Consider the following 18,209-nt stretch of genomic DNA (forward strand, 5'->3'; position numbering starts at 1 on the left):
AACGTGGGGGCTCTCATCGTGCATCGCGCCCACCTTACGTCAACGAGGTCTTCATGTTTGAACTGCACAGCCGCCTGCAGGCAGATACCCGCCTGCTCGGCGATCTGCCCCTTTGCCGCGTCCTGCTGGCCAAGGACAGCCAGTATCCCTGGCTGATCCTGGTGCCGAGAGTGGCCAATCTACGGGAAATTCACCACCTGGCACCGGCGCAGCAACAGCAGCTGATGGAGGAATCCTGCGCGGTCGCCACCCTGATGGAGCAGGCGCTGCGGCCGGACAAGATCAACGTGGCGGCGCTTGGCAATCTGGTGCCCCAGCTGCATCTGCACCATGTCGCCCGTTTCAGTACCGACAAGGCCTGGCCCGGTCCCATCTGGGGGGCTCATCCCTCCGTGCCCTATGAGGAAGCCGCATTGCTGGCAGAGGCGGCCAGCTGGCGTCTCAAGCTGGCCAATCTGGCCGGATTCAGTCCGCTTGGCACTGACAATTGAATCAACTGAGAGGCGGCTCGCTATTTCGAAGCCCAAGCCGCGCTATCTGTTAGAGTTATGGTATAGATAAGCCCATTTTCGATGTTCAGGAAGGTCCCATGATAGTGACAAGAGCCGACAACGATACCGTATTGACCACAGAGGATGTGCTGCTGAGCCTGTGCCATTCGGTCACGGATGTATTGAGTGCGGCAACCCAGAGTCAGGTGCGTTTCTCCGGCATGGTGCAGCGGATCAGCAAGACCTGCCTCAAGCCGGATATCGGCTGCTTCGTGCTGTTTGATGGCGGCTTCTCCGGCCTGGTGGTGATCAACTTCTCCGCCTCTGCCGCCATGGAGCTGTACGAGAGCTACATGCTCAGCATGGGGCTCTCCAAGGAAGATCTCGCCATCTCCCATACCTCTGACGAGGTGAGCAACGTCATGGGCGAGCTGATGAACCAGATCGTCGGCAGTTTCACCGTCAAGGTCGGGCCGGGATCTGCAGACCCACATCACCCAGAACCAGCCGAAGATGCTGGCCCTCAACAAGCAGGTGATGCTGAGCGTCGATACCAACCTTGACAGCCCGGAGTCGCGCCGGGTCACCTTCTTCACCGCCCGCAACAACATCTTCTATCTGGAGCTGGCGATGGACAAGACCGAGTTCATCCGCATCCACAACGATGGTATGGATCAAGAAGAGTTGGATCCGGATGCCCTGATCGCCCAGACCAAGCGTGAGGCTGCCCAGCCGGCCCCGGCCGCCGCCCCGGTGCCCAACGATCACGACGATCTGCTCGACTCGCTCGGGATCTGATGGCCGCAAGCCGTTGCAAATGACGAGGCCACCCATGGGGTGGCCTCGTTTGTTGGTGCGGGTCGGGTTTAGAAGTTGTAGAGCAGACCCGTGCTGAAACGGGTGGACTGGCTGTCGTAGAAGTTGATGTCCGAGTCGGCGCTGGCATAGGCGGCGGTGAAGGTGGCTGCGAGGGCGTTGACGCCAAACAGGTTGTGCCAGAAGAAGGTGCCGTTGATGGCGAATTCGTCGGCATCGGCGTGCTGGCCGAAGATGGGGTTCGCCTCGTCATACTTGCGCTTGCCGGTATAGAGGTTGCTGACGAAGGACCACTGGGGGCCGCGCTTGGCATAGGTCAGCTTCAGGCCAGTGTTCTTGAAACTCTCGGCGCTGCCGTCAAGGCGAGCCTGCTTGTAGACGATGGCCGGCTCCAGCAGCTGGTTGCCGCCAAAGTGCCACTGGTAGGAGAGTTCCATGTCGTGCATCTTGCCGTTGCGATCCAGCATGTCGGCGTAGTGGGTGCCGTGGCTCTGGTCATACTGCTGGCCGCTGCGCTCCTCATCCATGTCCACCTCCCGGGTGGTCAGGTTGCCGTAGAAGTTGCTGCCCCAGATCTTGTCCCAGGCAAAACGCGCCCCTTTTGATTTCACATCGGTGGAGCTGCGATCCACCCCGGTGGCGAAAGGATCGCTCCACAGCTCGACCGGCATGACGTTGAACACCAGCGAGGTGGCGACTATGCCCTTGTCACCCATCTCCTGGCGCAGGCCGAGCTGCTGGGTGAAGTCGAAGCGCACCGCGTCCTGGATCAGGTTGCCGAGGAAGATCTGGGTACGGGTATCGGCAAAGGTGTAGCGGATATCGGCGTTGAGCAGCGGCGTCAGGCCGCTCTCGCTGTCGGGTGAGCCGAGGTCATTGATGCGACTGTGGTTGTCATCGCCGGCATAGAAGTTGGACTTGTAGCTGACGGCGTTGACCCCGCCCAGCAGGAAACCGGACCAGCCGGACTGCTTGGGGATCTCGCCCAGATCGGCGTGGGCGGCATTGGCTGCCAGCAGGCCAAGACTCAGCAGGGTGAGATTACGCATCGATGAGACTCCTGAAATATCAGTTGGTTGAATTGAACGGCCGAACATTATAGCCAGCCAGGCTTAACCCAGGCTGACCGAATTGACTCCGGCATGCTACCCCAGCGGGCGGAGGAGGTTAACCGATAATTTATCGTGCGACGGTACAAGAGTTCGGCGCGCCGTGCTGGTATTCTGTTCGGCGAATATCGGGGAGAAAACAATAAGATGAAACAAATCAAATCCTGGGCGCAATATTACGTCGACCTGATGACCAAGCTGGGACTGGTGCGCTTCAGCATGTTCCTGGCCACCGGCATCATAGTGCTGGCCGTTTCGATCCAGATGGGGGTCACCCTGTTCCTGCGCGGCACCGTGGACATCGTCGACCTGGTGCGCTCGGTCTTCTTCGGCCTGCTGGTGACCCCCTGGGCCGTCTATTTTCTCTCCATCGTGGTGGATCAGCTGGAGGACTCCCGCCAGCGGCTGACCCGCATGGTGCGTAAACTGCAGGACATGCGCGAGCGGGATCTCGAGCTCAACAGCCAACTGCAGGAGAACATCAGCCGCCTCAACGCCCAGATCGCCGAGACCAACCGGGCCGAGACCCTGCGCCAGCAGGCCATCGAGGATCTGGAGAACGAGGTATTCCAGCGCGAGAAGGCCCAGCTGCATCTGGGGGAGCGCACCGCCCTCTTGCGCTCCTTCATCGACTGCTCCCCCGATCTGGTCTACTACCGCAACGAAGACGAGCAGTTCTCCGGCTGCAATCGCGCCATGGAGGAGCTGACCGGCAAGGTGGAGGCGGAGCTCATCGGCTTGACCCCGTTCGATGTCTACAAGCATGACATCGCCAGTAAGGTGGTGGAGACCGACAAGCAGGTCTTCGCCCAGAACGAGCCGCTCACCTATGAGCAGTGGCTGGAGTACCCCGACGGTCGCAAGGCCTACTTCGAGCTGCGCAAGGTGCCCTTCTTCGATCGTTTCGGCAAGCGGCTCGGCCTGCTCGGTTTTGGTCGCGACATCACCGAGCGCAAGCAGTATCAGGACAAGCTGGAGAAGGCGAGCCGCGACAAGACCACCTTCATCTCCACCATCAGCCACGAGCTGCGCACCCCGCTCAACGGCATTGTCGGCTTGAGCCGGATGCTGATGGATACGCCGCTCGATCCCAAGCAGCACCAGCAGCTCAAGACCATTCACCTGAGCGCGGTGACGCTCGGCAACATCTTCAATGACATCATCGATCTCGACAAGCTGGACCGGCGCCGGCTGGAAATCGCCCCGACCCCCATCGACTTGCCTGCCTTCCTCGACGAGCTGGAGACGCTGTCGCGCATCCAGGCGGAGCAGAAGGGGCTCTATCTGCATTTCGACCGGGATGGCGACGTGCCGCAGTTCGTGATGGCGGACGGGACCCGGTTGCGCCAGGTGTTGTGGAATCTGGTGGGCAATGCGGTCAAGTTCACCGACGAGGGGGGGTGACGGTGCGCTGCCTCACCCACCCGGCCGACACGCCGGGCAAGCTGGCCCTGCACTTCGAGGTGGAAGACACCGGGGTCGGCATTCCCCGCGCCCAGCAGGAGAAGATCTTCGCCATGTACTATCAGGTGCAGGGCAAGAAGCACGCCACCGGCACCGGCATCGGGCTGGCGGTCTCCCGCCAGCTGGTGCAGGCGATGGGCGGCCAGCTCTACGTGGACAGCGATCCGGGCGAGGGCGCCTGCTTCACCGCCGAGCTGGAGGTAGACTGCGTCGCCGCCCAGACGCCCGCGGCCGAGCCCGAGATGCCCTGCCTCGATATCCTGCTGGTGGAGGACGTCGAGCTCAACGTGACCGTGGCCTGCGCCCTGCTCAACAAGCTGGGTCATGAGGTCAAGGTGGCGCGGGACGGCGCCCAGGCGCTGGCCATGGCCAATCCCGACGATTTTGATCTGATCCTGCTGGATATCCAGCTGCCGGACATGACCGGCTTCGATGTGGCGGAGCAACTGCTCGCCCGCTACGGCGACAGCCTGCCGCCCATGGTGGCACTCACCGCCAACGCCACCGGCGATCGCCAGTACTACCGGGATCACGGCATGCAGGATGTGATCAACAAGCCGCTCGGTTCGAAGGCGGTGCGGGAGGTGATTGGCCACCTGTTTGCCGATCTGGCCGAGGATGAGGCGGACGAACAGGCGGATGCGGACGGTCAGGATGCACTGCTGGATTTGCCCTTCCTCACCGATTATGCCGATACCGTGGGCAAGCAGGTGCTGATCTCCAGCGTCGAGCTGTTCGAGAAGATGATGCCCGACTACATGGCTGTGCTTGACTCCAACATGATTGCCCGGGATCAGGCCGGCGTGGTGGAGGAGGCGCACAAGATAAAAGGGGCGGCGGGCTCCATCGGTCTGCGCCGGCTGCAGCAGCTGGCCCAGTTGATCCAGAGTCCGGATCATCCCGCCTGGTGGGAGAACGTGGAAGACTGGATAGAGTCGCTGCGCCGTGAATGCCCGGGTGACATCGCCCGCTTGAAGCGCTGGCTGCTCTCGTAGACGCGAGCCGCAGGCAAGGAGCCGCACATGTATAGCCGTTTGATTACTCCCGAGCGCATCCATCGCTGGGGTGACGAAGATCTGCTGGAAGCGACCGAACAGGACCGCGCCCGCATCGTGCAGGCGGCGCCGGTGCGCCGGCTGCAGCAGAAGACCCAGGTCTTTCCGCTCGACGTGAAGGCCTCGGTGCGCAGCCGTCTCACCCATTCGCTGGAGGTGCAGGAGACCGGCCGCCAGATCAGCCGCCGCATTCTGGCGGCCCTGCCGGCAGGGGCGGTGTGCGAGGTGGCCTTCATCAATCTGGTGGAGATGTCCTGCCTGTTGCACGACGTCGGCAACCCGCCATTTGGCCACTTTGGCGAGCAGGTGATGAGCCAGTGGCTGGCGCAGGCGCTGGATGGGTTGTTTGCCGAGGCCCTTGGCTGCACCCCCAGCCCGCAGTGGGCAACACTTCGCCAGGATCTGCTGGTGTTTGACGGCAACGCCCAGAGTCTGCGGCTGGTACACAGCCTGCACGAGCTGAACCTGACCCTGGGGCAGCTGGCGGCACTGTGCAAGTACCCGCAGCAACCCCTGCACGGCGGTCAACATCACGGCTGGGCCAGCAAGCGCGGCATCTTCTTCAGCGAACAACCCCTCTACCGCGCCCTCGGCCAGAGCCTGGGATTGGCGCCCGGCTGCCGTCATCCGCTGGTCTACATCATGGAAGCGGCCGACGACATCTCCTACTGTATCGCCGACCTCGAAGATGCGGTGGACCGGCGGATTCTCAGCCTGAGCGAGCTGCAACAGGCGCTGCGGCTGGCCGATGACGGTGCCTACATGGCTGGCTTGCTGGCGGAGGCTGCCGCTTCGGGCAGGGGCTTTTTCCCCCACTTTCGCCAGCAGCTGACCCGGGATCTGGTGGAATTGGCCGCTTACACCTATGTGAGTGAACACCCGCAGATCTTGAGCGGCGCCTATCCCCAGGCCCTGCTGCACGGTCAGGCACCGGCGGCGCGGGTGCTCGATACCCTCAAACAGGTGGCTCGCGAGCTGGTATTCATGCGTCCCGAGGTGGAGGCGCTGGAGCTGGAGGGTTATGCCGCCCTGCGCGGCGTGCTCTCCACCTATGCCTGCCTGCTGGCGCTGCCGGCCGTGCAGTTCGAGCGGCTGCTGACCGGGCAGGGGGGCAGCGAGCTGTTCTTCGCCCGCCGGCTGTTTCATCGACTGTCAGCCCGTCATCTCAAGGCATACCGGCTGGCGGTGGCGAGCCGGGATCCCCGTTTCGAAAAGGAGAGCGAGCAGGAGTGGTACTTCCGGGTGCGGCTGCTGCTCGACTACGTGAGCGGTATGACGGATACCTATGCGCTGGAGGAGTTCCGGCTGTTGTCCGGGATCTGAGCCGAAGCAGCATGGGGCTGCCTGTGCCAGATGAGTATTGATAGATGACTCACCTCCCCATATGGGGGGTGAGGTTCTTGTATAAAATTCGGTCTTTTTTTAGACTGTGGCAACTTGTTCAACTTTCACTCGGTAAGGAGACGGATATGCAACATTCAATGCTAAACGTTGCGTTCGACCGCTGCATCAGCAGCGCGAAAACTCGTGCTCTTTTTCTGCCGCGTGGAGGAAACAGGTAACACCTGCTTTTTCATCACCCGCGGTTGTCCCGCAGGGTGATCTCTTCTCTCCGGGGGAACCGCACGTTCAACTGGAGAATATTATGTCTATCGAACTGACCCTGCTGCGCACCGTCGAAACCCTGGTCCAGAAACGGATTACCCGGCTGGAGCGTCGTGTCAGCTACCCGCATCTGTCACCTGCTCTGCTCAAGGACATCGGTCTGGAAGGGCAAAATGTGCAGATCGCCCACATCCGTGAGCGGGAATATCAAACCGGCTTCCGACTCGGGAACCGAATAACCTGATGATGTGGGGCCTGGCCCCCTTCTTGCTAGAAGACGGCAGGCGTGAGCCTGCCGTTTTTCGTATCCGGACGAGTTCTACTACGAATTTCTATTCGCACATTTTGCCAAAATCCCTATGATCGCTCTCCGATCTGTTCAGGAGTCACCCATGTTGCGTCTCTGCTATCGCGCCATCTTGCTGTGCTGGCTTGCCGGCTGGAGCCTTGCCACTGCGGCAGAAACCCGCCTGGACAAGGATCAGCTGGGGCTGGCGGAGCGGTTGTGGCTCGCCTCGCGCAGCGACCTGGTGGTCGGCATGCCGTCGGTGGCCTGGCCGCCCTATATCTACGCCAATAGCCGGGGTGGTTTCAGCGGCCCGCTCGACGATTTTGCCACCCTGATTGCCGGCCGGCTGGGGCTTGCCGTCCGCTACAAGACCTATCCCTACTATGCGGGGGCTCAGCAGGCCCTGCTCGATGGCGAGGTGGACATGCTGATCGGGGTGACGCCGAGCAACTCGCGCCAGAAAAAAATGCTTTTTACTTCGGATCTGATGACTCTGCCGCGCGGCATCCTGCTGGCCCGTGACAACGGCAGCCTGGATCTGCCGAACGCCCGCAAACTGCGCTGGGTGTGCGAGCATGGCTTCAGCTCCTGCGAAGAGTTGAAGCTGTTGGGTATGGAGCAGCTGGCTGAGGCCGACAGCAGTGACGAAGCGGTTTTCATGGTAAAGAAGGGGCTGGCGGATGCCTATCTCTCCGATCTGCCTGCTCTGGTTCGTCTGCAACGCCTGCAGCAGCAGGCCGGGCTCAAGGTGATCACCCCGGAGTGGGTGACGGACACCTCGCTGGCCATGGCGGTGGGGCCCAGCAACCAGGGGCTGCTCGGCCTGCTTGAGCTGTCCCTCAACGACATACCTCTCGATGAGCGGCGCCGCATTCTGGAAACCGGCGGAATCGTTGATTACGAACTGGCCAACGGCCCCCGTCAGATCGTGTTCAACCAGAGCGAGCTCGACTGGCTGGCACAGCATCCGACCTTGCGTTTCGGGGTGGCGCCGGACTGGCCGGCGGTGAGCGAGATCGACGGCAATGGTCAACTCAAGGGGTTCATCGCCGACATGCTCAAGTTGGTGAGCTTGCGCTCTGGCCTGAAGTTTACCCTGGTGCCTACCAGCAGCTGGACCGAGACCCAGGCGCTGTTCCAGGCGCGCAAGCTGGACTTTATCCCGGCGATCACACCAACCGCCGAGCGGCGTCAATACTCCTTGTTTACTCCTGACTACGCCTTCATCCATCGGGTGATCGCCGCCAGACAGGGGAGCGAGGAGCTGGACAACCTCAACGATCTCAAGGGGCGGCGGGTGGGGATCGTCGGTGGCTCGGTGGAGGAGCTGGTGCTCAGCGAGGTTGGAGCTCATCCACTGACGGTGAGCAGCGATACCCAGTTGCTGCCGCTGCTGGATGGGCATCAGGTCGACTACGTGCTGATGAGCATGACCACCCTCGAGCGGGCGTTGCAAAAGGGGTTCAACAACCGTTATCAGGTGGTGTTCTCCGGCAACGAGCTACGGGTGCCGGTCGCCATGGCTGTGCACCAGCAGGATCCCATGCTGCAGCAGATCCTGACCAAGGTGCTGCTCTACATCCGGCCGGAAGAGATGACCAAGCTGGAGCACAAGTGGCTGGCCCTGACCATCCAGACCGGCATCAGTCCTGCCACCGTCGTGCTCTGGGCCTCCTTCGGGCTCGGTGCCTTCCTGCTCTGCGTGTTGCTGTTCATGGGTTGGAACCGGACCCTGCGCCGCCAGATAGTGCAGCGCCAGCTGGCCGAGCACAAGTTAAGCGAGCAGCTGACCTTCGTACAGACCCTGCTCAACTCCCTGCCCAACATGGTGGTGCTGCGGGATCGCGAGCAGCGCATCACCCTCTGCAACCAGGCGTATCGGGATGCCTTTATCGGTGATCTGGCCCAGGACGATGGTGACGATCTGGACCGCCTGCCGGCCAGAGAGCGGGAGCGGGTGCTGCGCGAAGAGTCGGGGGTATGGCAGAGCGGCGATCAGCTGGAAGGGGCGGGCAACAGCCGCCGTCAGGATGGTGCCATGTTCCACGTCATCTACACCAAGCGTCCCTATCGCTCGCCAAAGGGCGACATGCTGGGGGTACTGACGGTGCTGACCGACGTAACCCGGATCAAGGAGGCCGAGGCGCGGGCCCGCAAGGCGGAGACCCGGCTCACCCAGATCACCGACAGCATGCCGGGCATCGTCTATCAGTACCTCTGGCTCGGGCCCGGCAAGGGGCGTTTCCTCTATGCCTCACAGGGGGCGAGCGAGATCCTGGGTGCCAGCCGGCAGGAGATATTGTCGGCCGAGTCGGGCGGCGAGGTGTTCGGCTTTACCGAAGAGGCACTGCAGGATTTCGTCAGCAAGGTGGCCAATCATGCCGAGACCCTGGCCCCTCTCGATCTGGAAGTGCGGGTGGAGCGGCCAGAGGGGGCCCGCTATCTGCAGGTGCGCGGCAGTTTCGTACCGCAGGAGGAGGGGCACCTGATCCTCAACGGGGTGATCCAGGACATCACGGCCCTCAAGCACCAGGAACACGATCTGAGGGAGGCGCGCGCCTATGCCGAGCAGGCGATGCAGGTGCGCAGCCGCTTCCTGGCCACCATGAGCCACGAGCTGAGGACCCCCATCTCCGGCATGCACGGCATGCTGGAGCTGCTGCAGATGAGCGAGCTGAACGACGACCAGCGCTATTTGCTGCGAAACGTGGTGACCTCCACCAACAACCTGCTCTATCTGGTCAACGACGTGCTCGATTTCTCCAAGATAGAGGCGGGTCAGCTGCAGTTGCACTATCAGGATTGCCGCCTTGCCTCCGTCATCTGCGACGTGATCCGCGGTCACGCCACCCTGGCCCACGGCAAGGGGCTCAAGGTGACGCTGGATTGGGCGCCGGAGGTGCCGGATCAGGCCCGCATCGATGCGGTGCGAGTGGGGCAGGTGCTTTCCAACCTGCTCAACAATGCGGTCAAGTTTACCGAGCGGGGCGAGATCCGTATCCAGGTCAGCTTTGAGAAGGAGCGGCTCGCCATCGCGGTCAGCGACACCGGCATCGGCATTGCCGAGGAGAAGCAGGATCGCCTGTTTACCCCGTTCGAGCAGGTGGAATCCGACATAACCCGACGCTTCGGTGGTACCGGGCTCGGCCTTGCCATCTGTCACCAGCTGGCCCAGAAAATGGGGGGCTCGCTGGTGCTCGAGAGCAAGCCGGGGCATGGTACCCGGCTCACCTTCGACTTCCCGTTGGCGGAGTGTCAGTGGGATGCCCCGCCGCTGGCAGGCCACGATTGGTGGCTGTTTGGCGAGGATGCGGCCCTGCAGAGCGCAATGCAGCGGCTGGGGGCCAGGCTGCATCGTCTGGATCCACAGCAGTGGCAGCAGCCGGTGAGTGGTTTGTTATTAGCAGAGGAGAGCTGGCTCGAGCAGGCCCTGGGCAGCGAGTGGTTGACACATTTGCAGCGCTCGGCCCTCAAGGGCATAGTGCTTTCCCCGCAGGAGGCCTTGCGCGGCCGCATGGGGTCGGGGGCCTGGTGGCGGCTGGGGCAGTCGCCGCTCTATCCTGACTTGCTGCTGGAGACCTGTCACCAGTTGCTGGGAGAGGCGGCGACCAGCCCGGTCGAAGCCAATGCCCCCAAATTGCAGGGACGGGTGCTGGTGGCCGACGATCACCCCATCAACCGTGCGCTGCTGGCTCGCCAGCTGGCGATCCTCGGGGTGGATGCCGAGGTGGTGGACGATGGTGACAAGGCCCTGCGCACCTGGCAGGGGCAGGCATTCGCCCTGTTGCTGACCGACTGCCACATGCCGGTGATGGATGGCTACAGCCTGACCCGGGCTCTGCGGGCACAGGGGGTGTCGGCTCCCGTCATCGGGGTGACGGCCGATACTTCCGAAGAGGCCAGCCTGCAGATGCAGGAAGCCGGCATGAACGACATGCTGTTCAAACCCTATACCCTGGAAACGCTGCATCAGATGTTGATGCGCTGGTTGCCGGTGAGTAGCCAGACAGAGGAGCCAATCCCAGCTCCTGCGCCAGCCAGCGAGCAGGGGGAGTGCTGGATCTCGTTGTTTGGCGATGAGGCGGTGGCGCGCAGCATGGCGCGGGAGTATCTGGATTCCAATCGCCAGGATGGTGATGACATGATGCAGGCACTGGCCAGGCAGGACACCTATGCCCTGGTGGAGACGGCGCACCGCATCAAGGGGGCTGCCCGCATGGTGGGGCAGCAGGCTCTGGCGGAGGAGGCGGCCCGGCTCGAAACGGCGGCCCGCCTCAAGCAGCTGGACGAACTTACCGAGTTGAGTCAGACGGTACTGGCGCTGATGAACTCAATTACATGCGAAATTGGATTATGGCTCGATGAACAAGACACAGCATGAGTTGGTGATCATGGTGGTGGAAGACCACGCGTTCCAGCGCAAGGCGTTGATGCACCAGATCCGCGGACTCGGTTACGGCTCCCTGCTGGAGGCGCAGGACGGGGTGGAGGCGCTGGCCATGTGTCAGCGTCATCAGGTCGACATCCTGTTTTGCGATCTGCGCATGCCGGGCATGGATGGCATGGCGCTGTTGCGTCGCCTCTCGCTGGGTGGTTTTCGCGGCGGCATCATCCTCTCCAGCGCGCTGGAAGATGACGTGGTCGAGGCTGTGCTGCGCATGAGTGCTGCCTATGGTCTGCAGGTGCTGGGACGCATCGAGAAGCCCTCCAGCCAGCAGCAGATCAGCCAGCTCATCGGCGCCTGGCGCCCACAGCAGGAGCGAACCCAGGAGGAGGACGGCCACCGCCTGACTCTGGATGAGTTGAGCCTGGCGCTGGAGCAGGATCAGCTGCTGCCCTGGTATCAGCCCAAGGTGAGCTTCGGCTCCGGTCAGTGGGTCGGCATGGAGGCGCTGGCGCGCTGGCAGCACCCGGAGTACGGCCTCATCTCGCCGGCCCGCTTCATTCCGCTGGCGGAGCATAACGGCCTTATCGATCAGCTGACCGAGGTGATCATCAGCAAGTCGCTGCGCGATGGCCACCTGTGGGAGCAGACCGGGCTCTCCCTCAACCTGTCGATGAACCTCTCCACTACCTCCCTCATCGAGGGGGATCTGTGCAATACCTTGATCAACCAGTGCCAGCGCTGGAGCATCAACCCCGAGCTCATCACCCTGGAGGTGACCGAGAGCTCGTTCGTGAAGGATCTGGGCAAGTCGCTGGAGGTGCTGACCCGCCTGCGCATGCACGGTTTCGGCCTCTCCATCGACGACTTCGGTACCGGCTACTCCTCCATGCAGCAGCTGGCCCTGTTGCCCTTTACCGAGCTCAAGCTGGATCGCTCTTTCGTCGATCGCTGCTTTGAGGACCCCTCCCGCTTGGCCATAATAGAGTCAAGTATCGAGCTGGCTCGCAAACTGGGGCTCAAGTCCGTCGCCGAAGGGGTGGAGGATGAACTCACCTGGCGGCTGCTGGCGCGGCTGGGGTGCGACGTGTGCCAGGGCTTTTTCTCGGCCCGGCCCATGCCGCGTGAGGAGTTGATGGGATGGCATGACTCCTGGCGTGAACGGCTACCGGCGCTGCTCGGAGCGTGAATGTCGGGCAGGATGCCCGCAACGAAACAAGGATGTTCATGAAAATTTCAAGCAAGTTGCTGCTCAGCTTCTGTTTTATCAATCTGCTGGTGATCCTCTCTTCCAGCCTCGTCTACCACCAGCTCGGCCGCATCGGACAAGCCGGCAGCGCCCTGCTGGAGCAGGCTCTACCCGCTCTGCAACGGGATGAGGCCAGCCAGAAGGCGCTGGTGGCGACCATCTCCTCCCTGCGGGCCTATCTCATCCTGGGCAAGGATCCGGCGCAGGCCGCCCGCCTCAAACAGGAGTGGGAGGAGGCCTGGCAGGTGATCGAGCATCAGCAGTTCACCGCCGAGCTGACCCGCTCGCTCAAGGCCTTCAAGACCAGCCAGCAGAAGGTGTGGGACATCGCCCATACCGGCGAGAACCTGCCCGCCCATACCCTGATGCTGCAGGAGGCGGGGCCGCTGGCGGAGTCGGCCCTCGATCAGCTGCAGTCCTTTGCCAACGAAGAGGTGGCTACCCCGCAGGATCAGCTGCCCGGCGATCGCCGCCTGCTGCTCAAGCAGGTGGGGGATGCCTACAACGGCCTCTCCAATGCGCTCTCCGCCCTGCGCGACTTTCTCATCTCCGGGGATCCGGACTATCGCACCAAATACCAGGATTATTACCAGTTCCACCAGCAGCGGGTGGCCGAGCTGAAGCAGCAGGAGGCCAACTTTACCGAGGCGCAGAAGGGGATCTGGTTGCTGTTCGAGGAGATGTCGGCCCCCTTCGCCGAGCTGGTGGGGCAGGTGATCAGCAAGCGGCAGGCGCCCGACTGGGATCAGGCCAACCATCTGATGGCGACCGAGATTGAGCCGGCTCTCGGTCAGCTGGCGACCCAGCTGGCCGGCCAGGTGACCCAGACCCGCGCCGAGGTGGAAAGCATGGGCCAGAAGATGACCAGCGCCGGTCAGGCCATCAATCGTACCCTGCTGCTGGCCACCCTGACCGTGATCGTGCTGGGTACCCTGGTGGCGCTGTTGTTCAGTCGCCGGCTGACCCGGGACATCGCCAGCCTGGTGCTACGGGCCGATCTGGTTGCCAACGGCCGGCTGCCCGCCCGCCCACTGCCGGTGCAGAGCCAGGATGAGCTGGGTGGGCTGACGGGCTCCATCAACCAGATGTCCGGCCAACTGCGCCAGCTGGTGGGGGAGATCCAGGGGGCTGTGGGGCAGGTGGACGGTGCCTGTGGCGAGGTGGGCAGCACCACCCGCGCCATCGTCACCGATCTGGCGAGTCAGAATCAGCGGGTCGATACGGTGGCGGCGGCCATCGAACAGATGTCGGTCAGTACCCGGGATGTGGCGGGCAATATCGCCGAAGCGGCGCGGGCCGCTCAGCAGGCCGAACAGCAGACTCGCCAGGGCGGCCACGAGCTGGCCCGCATGACCGCCACCATGCAGCAGATCGCCGCCATGATTGCCGAGGCGAACAAGGCGATGGGTCTGCTCAGCAGCCAGAGCGAGCAGGTGGGACGCGTCACCGAGGTGATCGCCACCATCGCCGAGCAGACCAATCTGTTGGCGCTCAATGCCGCCATCGAGGCGGCGCGGGCCGGCGAGCAGGGTCGCGGGTTTGCCGTGGTGGCCGACGAGGTGCGGCTGCTGGCGAGCCGCACCAGCCAGTCCACCGAGGAGATCAGCCAGACTATCGCCAGCATCCAGCAGCAGACCCGCCAGACCGTCAACACGGTCGGCAGCGGCACCCGCTTGGTGGAAGAGGGGCGTGGCGCCGTCGACTCGGTGACCGATACCCTGAATGCCATGCTGCAGCTGGTGCAGGATCTGTCGGGCCAGCTGGGGGCCATCGCCACCGCGACCGAGCAGCAGTCACGGGTGGCCCAGGAGGTGGCGGGAACGGTGGAGGAGATCGCCGGCCTCAGCCGGCAGTCGAGCCAGCGTAGCCAGCAGGGGGAGGAGATAGTGGCCAGGCTGGCGCAGGATACCGGTCGCTTGACGGCGGTGATCAGCCGCTTCGAGCTGGATGCCTGAGGTGGACAAGGGGTATGAAAACGGGGCAGGCCACTGGGCCTGCCCCGTTTTTTAGCCTGACTGGCGCAAGAGGTGGTTGTTCTGGCCAGTCAGCGGGAGTTCGGTGTTGGTTGCCGGGACAGTTCAGCCGACGGAAGGACTGGTTGTCGGCGCTGCTGGTCTCCTGGTTGAGCAGGTTTACCAGCAGGAATCAGGCGTTTCTCGCCCGTCAGTCCAGCCGACGGAAGGACTGGTTATCGAAGCTGCTGCTGGTCTCCTGGTTGAGCAGGCTCACCAGCAGGAATCAGATATTTCTCGCCCGTCAGTCCAGCCGACGGAAGGATTGGTTGTCGAAGCTGCTGCTGGTCTCCTGATTGAGCAGGCTCACCAGCAGGATCGCCCGTTTCTCGCCATCCGGCTCCAGATAGATGGCTTCGAAGCCGGCCAGCGGACCGGATTCTATCAGCACCTTGTCGCCCTGGGTCGGCAGGCTGGCGTAGCTGGCGCGGGCCTCGTCGCTGTCGTCCCGGCTCATCAGCTGATAGACCAGCTGGCTGCTGATGGAGGTCCACTCCCGACCGAAGTGGATGATCCGGCTGATTCCGCGGGTCGACTTCAGGGTGACCGGGGTGACCTCTTCCAGATCCACGTAGATGAACAGATAGTTGGGGAACATGGGCTCCCGCACCGGGACACGCTTGCCCCGCCGCAGTTTTTCAATTTCCACCATGGGGTAGTAGGACTCGATCCCCTGTGCTTCGAGATGGGCGCGGGCGCGGGCCTCTTCTTTTGGCTTGCAGTAGGCCAGATACCATTTTTTCATGTGCTGAGTATGTTCGTGTTGCCGTGCTCGCCGATATGATAACGGCAGCAAAAAAAAGGCCACGCATTGCGTGGCCTTTTTTGCCGAGTGAGTGATTACCAACCTTTCACCAGGCCGCCCTTGAACAGTTCCAGCCCTTTCTTGTAGACGTCGTCGGTCTGGAAAGCCTGTACGAACTGTTTGACCTTCTCGTCATCCTTGTTGTTGTCGCGGGCAACGATCAGGTTGACGTAGGGGGATTCTTTATCCTCAACAAACAGACCGTTCTCGGTCGGGGTCAGGCCAATCTGACCGGCGAAGGTGTTGTTGATGATGGCCAAGTCCACGTCTTCCAGCGAGCGCGGCAGCTGGGCAGCTTCCAGCTCGACGATCTTGAAGTTGCGCGGGTTACTGGCGATGTCCAGTACGGTCGCTTCCAGACCGGCGCCCTCTTTGAGCTTCAGCAGACCTTGCTTCTCCAGCAGGATCAGGGAGCGGCCCAGGTTGGTCGGATCGTTCGGCACCGCGATCTGGGCGCCATCTTTCAGCTCGCTCAGCGCCTTGATCTTCTTGGAGTAACCGGCGATCGGGTAGACGAAGGTGTTGCCGACCGGCACCAGCTTGAAGCCGCGATCACGGATCTGGGCATCCAGATAGGGCTTGTGCTGGAAGGCGTTGACGTCGATGCTGCCATCGTTCAGTGCCACGTTCGGGGTGACGTAGTCGGAGAAGTTGACCACCTCGACGGTCAGTCCGTATTTCTCCTTGGCCACTTTGGCGGCCACTTCAACCAGCTCGGTCTCGGGGCCGGCAATAGCGCCTACTTTCAGGGTCTTGTTCTCTTCCTTTTGACCGCAACCGGCCAGTACCAGAGTGGCCAGCAGGGCTGCCGCAACGGATTTGATGCCAAATTTCATAAAACCTCCTGTCAGAAATCGACGATTAACGATGATCACATTTGTTGACCAGGCGCTCACCCGCGCTCTGGATGAGTTGAACCAGTACGACCAGAATAACCACGGTTACCAGCATGACGGTCGGGTCGAAGCGCTGATAGCCGTAACGAATACCCACATCGCCCAGACCACCGCCCCCGATGGCACCGGCCATGGCGGAGTAGTTCACCAGCGTGACGAGGGTGATGGTGACGCTGTTGAGGATGCCGGGCAGGGCCTCGGGCAGTAGCACCTTGGTGATAATTTGCAGGGGCTTGGCACCCATGGCCTTGGCCGCTTCCAGCAATCCGTCCGGCACCTCCATCAGGGCCCCTTCCACCAGGCGAGCGATGAAGGGAATGCAACCGACAGTCAGCGGCACGATGGCGGCAATGGTGCCGATGCTGGTGCCGACGATCAGCCGGGTCAGCGGGATGATGGCGACCAACAGGATGATGAAGGGCACCGAGCGACCCACGTTGACCACCATGCCCAGGGTACGGTTGAGCAGCGGGTTGGCCAGGATCTGGCCAGCCTTGGTCACGTGCAGTGCCACACCGAGCGGCAGGCCGAGCAGGCAGCCGAACAGGGCGGAGGCAAACACCATGATGAGGGTGTCGCCCAGGGCCGTGAACAGCAGATTAATCATGGCTTCGGACATAACCCATTACCTCCAGCTGAATATGGTTGTCGATGAGGAACTGCTGGGTTGCCTCGCACTGGGCTTCATCCCCGAACAGCTCTGCCAGCAGGAAGCCGAATTTGACGCCCCCGGCGTATTCGATGTCGGCGCTCAGGATGCTGATGTCGATGTTGAAACGGCGGCTCGCCTCGGAAATCAGGGGCGTGTCGACCGTGCTGCCGGTAAAGCCGAGTTTCACCAGCGGATAGCTGCCGGGGACCCGCTCCGCGCTCATCCGATCCTGATACTCCTGGGGCACTTCCAGGTGGATGGTGGAGTGGATGAAATCCCGCGCCAGCTGGGTCTTGGCATTGCTGAAGAACCAGGCCACTTCACCCTGTTCGATCAGCCGGCCGTCGCTGATGATGGCCACTTCGTCACAGATCCCCTTCACCACGTCCATCTCGTGGGTGATGAGCAGGATGGTGAGCCCCAGCTTGACGTTGATCTCCTTGAGCAGGGTCAGGATCGAGCGGGTGGTCTGCGGGTCGAGGGCCGAGGTGGCCTCGTCGCACAGCAGTACCTTGGGGGCCGGCGCCAGCGCCCGGGCGATGGCGACCCGCTGTTTCTGGCCACCGGAGAGCTCGGACGGATAGGCGTGGGCACGGGCTTCCAGCCCGACCAGTGCCAGCAGCTCTTCGACCCGTTGCTGGATCCTCTCTTTGCTCCAGCCCGCCAGCTCCAGCGGGAAGGCGATGTTGGCAGAGACGGTACGGGAGGCGAGCAGGTTGAAGTGCTGGAAAATCATCCCGATCTGGCGACGAGCCTGGGTCAGATCCCGTTCGCTCAGGGCGACCAGATCCTGGCCGTCGACAATGACTTGACCTTCCGTCGGGCGCTCCAGCAGGTTGACGCAGCGGATGAGGGTGCTCTTGCCGGCACCGGAGGCGCCGATCACCCCGAAAATTTTGCCTTGTGGCACATGCAGGCTCACGTCACGCAGGGCGTGCACGGCATCACTGCCTTTACCGTAGACTTTGTTGAGACCGATCAACTTAATCATGGATTCTTCCGTGCTAACAGCCTTAAAGCACAGGGCGCTACAGGCGGGTGAATTGGGCAGAGGTTTCACTGGGTTACTCTGCCATCATGGAGGATGATGCTAAGATGTCTGGATGGCCGTGTCAACGCGTGTTTATACATCTAGACGTCTAAAAAAGTGCTAAGGATTCCCGCCTGCCGACTAACGCCGACGATGAACTCGCTCACATCAATATTGTATTTGGTGGTATGGCATAATTGCCGAATATCACATGGTAAATATCTACTTACAACCTCCTTTATTAGTCGCCAGCCGGATTCACCTGCTCATCCTTTTATCGCCCCCGGGTCGGCACAAATCATTCCACTTTGTATCGATCGCTGATTTCTTGGCCACTGGCTTGATGCAGCAC

General features: G+C 62.1%; 11 protein-coding genes and 2 pseudogenes. 8 read left to right on the forward strand and 5 right to left on the reverse strand.

Translation table 11 applies throughout. The features are described 5' to 3' along the window. Window positions 1-53: 53 nt before the first annotated feature. On the forward strand, window positions 54-491 hold the full coding sequence (locus ACPDZI_RS04195) for an HIT domain-containing protein (protein WP_011704842.1): 438 nt from the start codon (window positions 54-56) through the stop codon (window positions 489-491). Window positions 492-589: 98 nt separating this feature from the next. Further along, window positions 590-1,289 (forward strand): annotated as a pseudogene (locus tag ACPDZI_RS04200) (DUF3334 family protein). A 68-nt stretch (window positions 1,290-1,357) separates the two neighbouring features. Here ACPDZI_RS04200 and ACPDZI_RS04205 read toward each other — a convergent pair. Further along, window positions 1,358-2,356, reverse strand: coding sequence for a DUF2860 family protein (locus tag ACPDZI_RS04205; RefSeq protein ID WP_438834070.1), 999 nt, complete (start codon window positions 2,354-2,356; stop codon window positions 1,358-1,360). Window positions 2,357-2,563: 207 nt separating this feature from the next. Between ACPDZI_RS04205 and arcB the strand changes: the two are divergent. The 6 genes and pseudogenes from arcB to ACPDZI_RS04235 all read left to right on the forward strand — a co-directional run bounded on the left by arcB (window position 2,564) and on the right by ACPDZI_RS04235 (window position 14,417). After that, window positions 2,564-4,875, forward strand: a pseudogene (arcB, locus tag ACPDZI_RS04210) (aerobic respiration two-component sensor histidine kinase ArcB). A 27-nt stretch (window positions 4,876-4,902) separates the two neighbouring features. Beyond that, window positions 4,903-6,258 carry a dGTPase gene (gene dgt / locus ACPDZI_RS04215; protein ID WP_438834071.1) on the forward strand — a complete coding sequence of 452 codons (1,356 nt, stop codon included), beginning with the start codon at window positions 4,903-4,905 and terminating at the stop codon, window positions 6,256-6,258. A 322-nt stretch (window positions 6,259-6,580) separates the two neighbouring features. Further along, window positions 6,581-6,784: a hypothetical protein gene (locus tag ACPDZI_RS04220; protein ID WP_076362473.1), complete on the forward strand. Its 204-nt coding sequence runs from the start codon at window positions 6,581-6,583 to the stop codon at window positions 6,782-6,784. 148 nt (window positions 6,785-6,932) lie between these two features. Continuing rightward, complete coding sequence (locus tag ACPDZI_RS04225; protein WP_438834072.1) at window positions 6,933-11,210, forward strand: ATP-binding protein; 4,278 nt, start codon at window positions 6,933-6,935, stop codon at window positions 11,208-11,210. Then, the gene (locus ACPDZI_RS04230; protein WP_438834073.1) at window positions 11,191-12,402 is read left to right on the forward strand and encodes an EAL domain-containing response regulator; all 1,212 of its coding nucleotides are present in this window, start codon (window positions 11,191-11,193) and stop codon (window positions 12,400-12,402) included. Before ACPDZI_RS04225 ends, ACPDZI_RS04230 begins: the two co-directional genes overlap by 20 nt. A 38-nt stretch (window positions 12,403-12,440) precedes the next feature. Next, complete coding sequence (locus ACPDZI_RS04235; RefSeq protein ID WP_438834074.1) at window positions 12,441-14,417, forward strand: HAMP domain-containing methyl-accepting chemotaxis protein; 1,977 nt, start codon at window positions 12,441-12,443, stop codon at window positions 14,415-14,417. 301 nt (window positions 14,418-14,718) lie between these two features. Here ACPDZI_RS04235 and rfaH read toward each other — a convergent pair whose 3' ends face one another. From rfaH to metN, 4 genes are all read right to left on the reverse strand, one after another. Continuing rightward, window positions 14,719-15,219 (reverse strand): transcription/translation regulatory transformer protein RfaH, encoded by a 501-nt coding sequence (gene rfaH, locus ACPDZI_RS04240; RefSeq protein WP_168966415.1) that lies wholly within the window; start codon window positions 15,217-15,219, stop codon window positions 14,719-14,721. Between the two features lie 95 nt (window positions 15,220-15,314). Next, window positions 15,315-16,115, reverse strand: coding sequence for a methionine ABC transporter substrate-binding lipoprotein MetQ (gene metQ / locus ACPDZI_RS04245; protein ID WP_011704853.1), 801 nt, complete (start codon window positions 16,113-16,115; stop codon window positions 15,315-15,317). Window positions 16,116-16,140: 25 nt separating this feature from the next. Then, window positions 16,141-16,794: a methionine ABC transporter permease gene (locus ACPDZI_RS04250; protein ID WP_011704854.1), complete on the reverse strand. Its 654-nt coding sequence runs from the start codon at window positions 16,792-16,794 to the stop codon at window positions 16,141-16,143. Next, window positions 16,775-17,818: a methionine ABC transporter ATP-binding protein MetN gene (gene metN / locus ACPDZI_RS04255; protein ID WP_011704855.1), complete on the reverse strand. Its 1,044-nt coding sequence runs from the start codon at window positions 17,816-17,818 to the stop codon at window positions 16,775-16,777. The genes ACPDZI_RS04250 and metN overlap by 20 nt, the downstream gene beginning before the upstream one ends. Window positions 17,819-18,209: the final 391 nt, after the last annotated feature.

The sequence above is a fragment of the Aeromonas oralensis genome, from assembly GCF_049665575.1.
GTDB lineage: Bacteria > Pseudomonadota > Gammaproteobacteria > Enterobacterales > Aeromonadaceae > Aeromonas > Aeromonas hydrophila.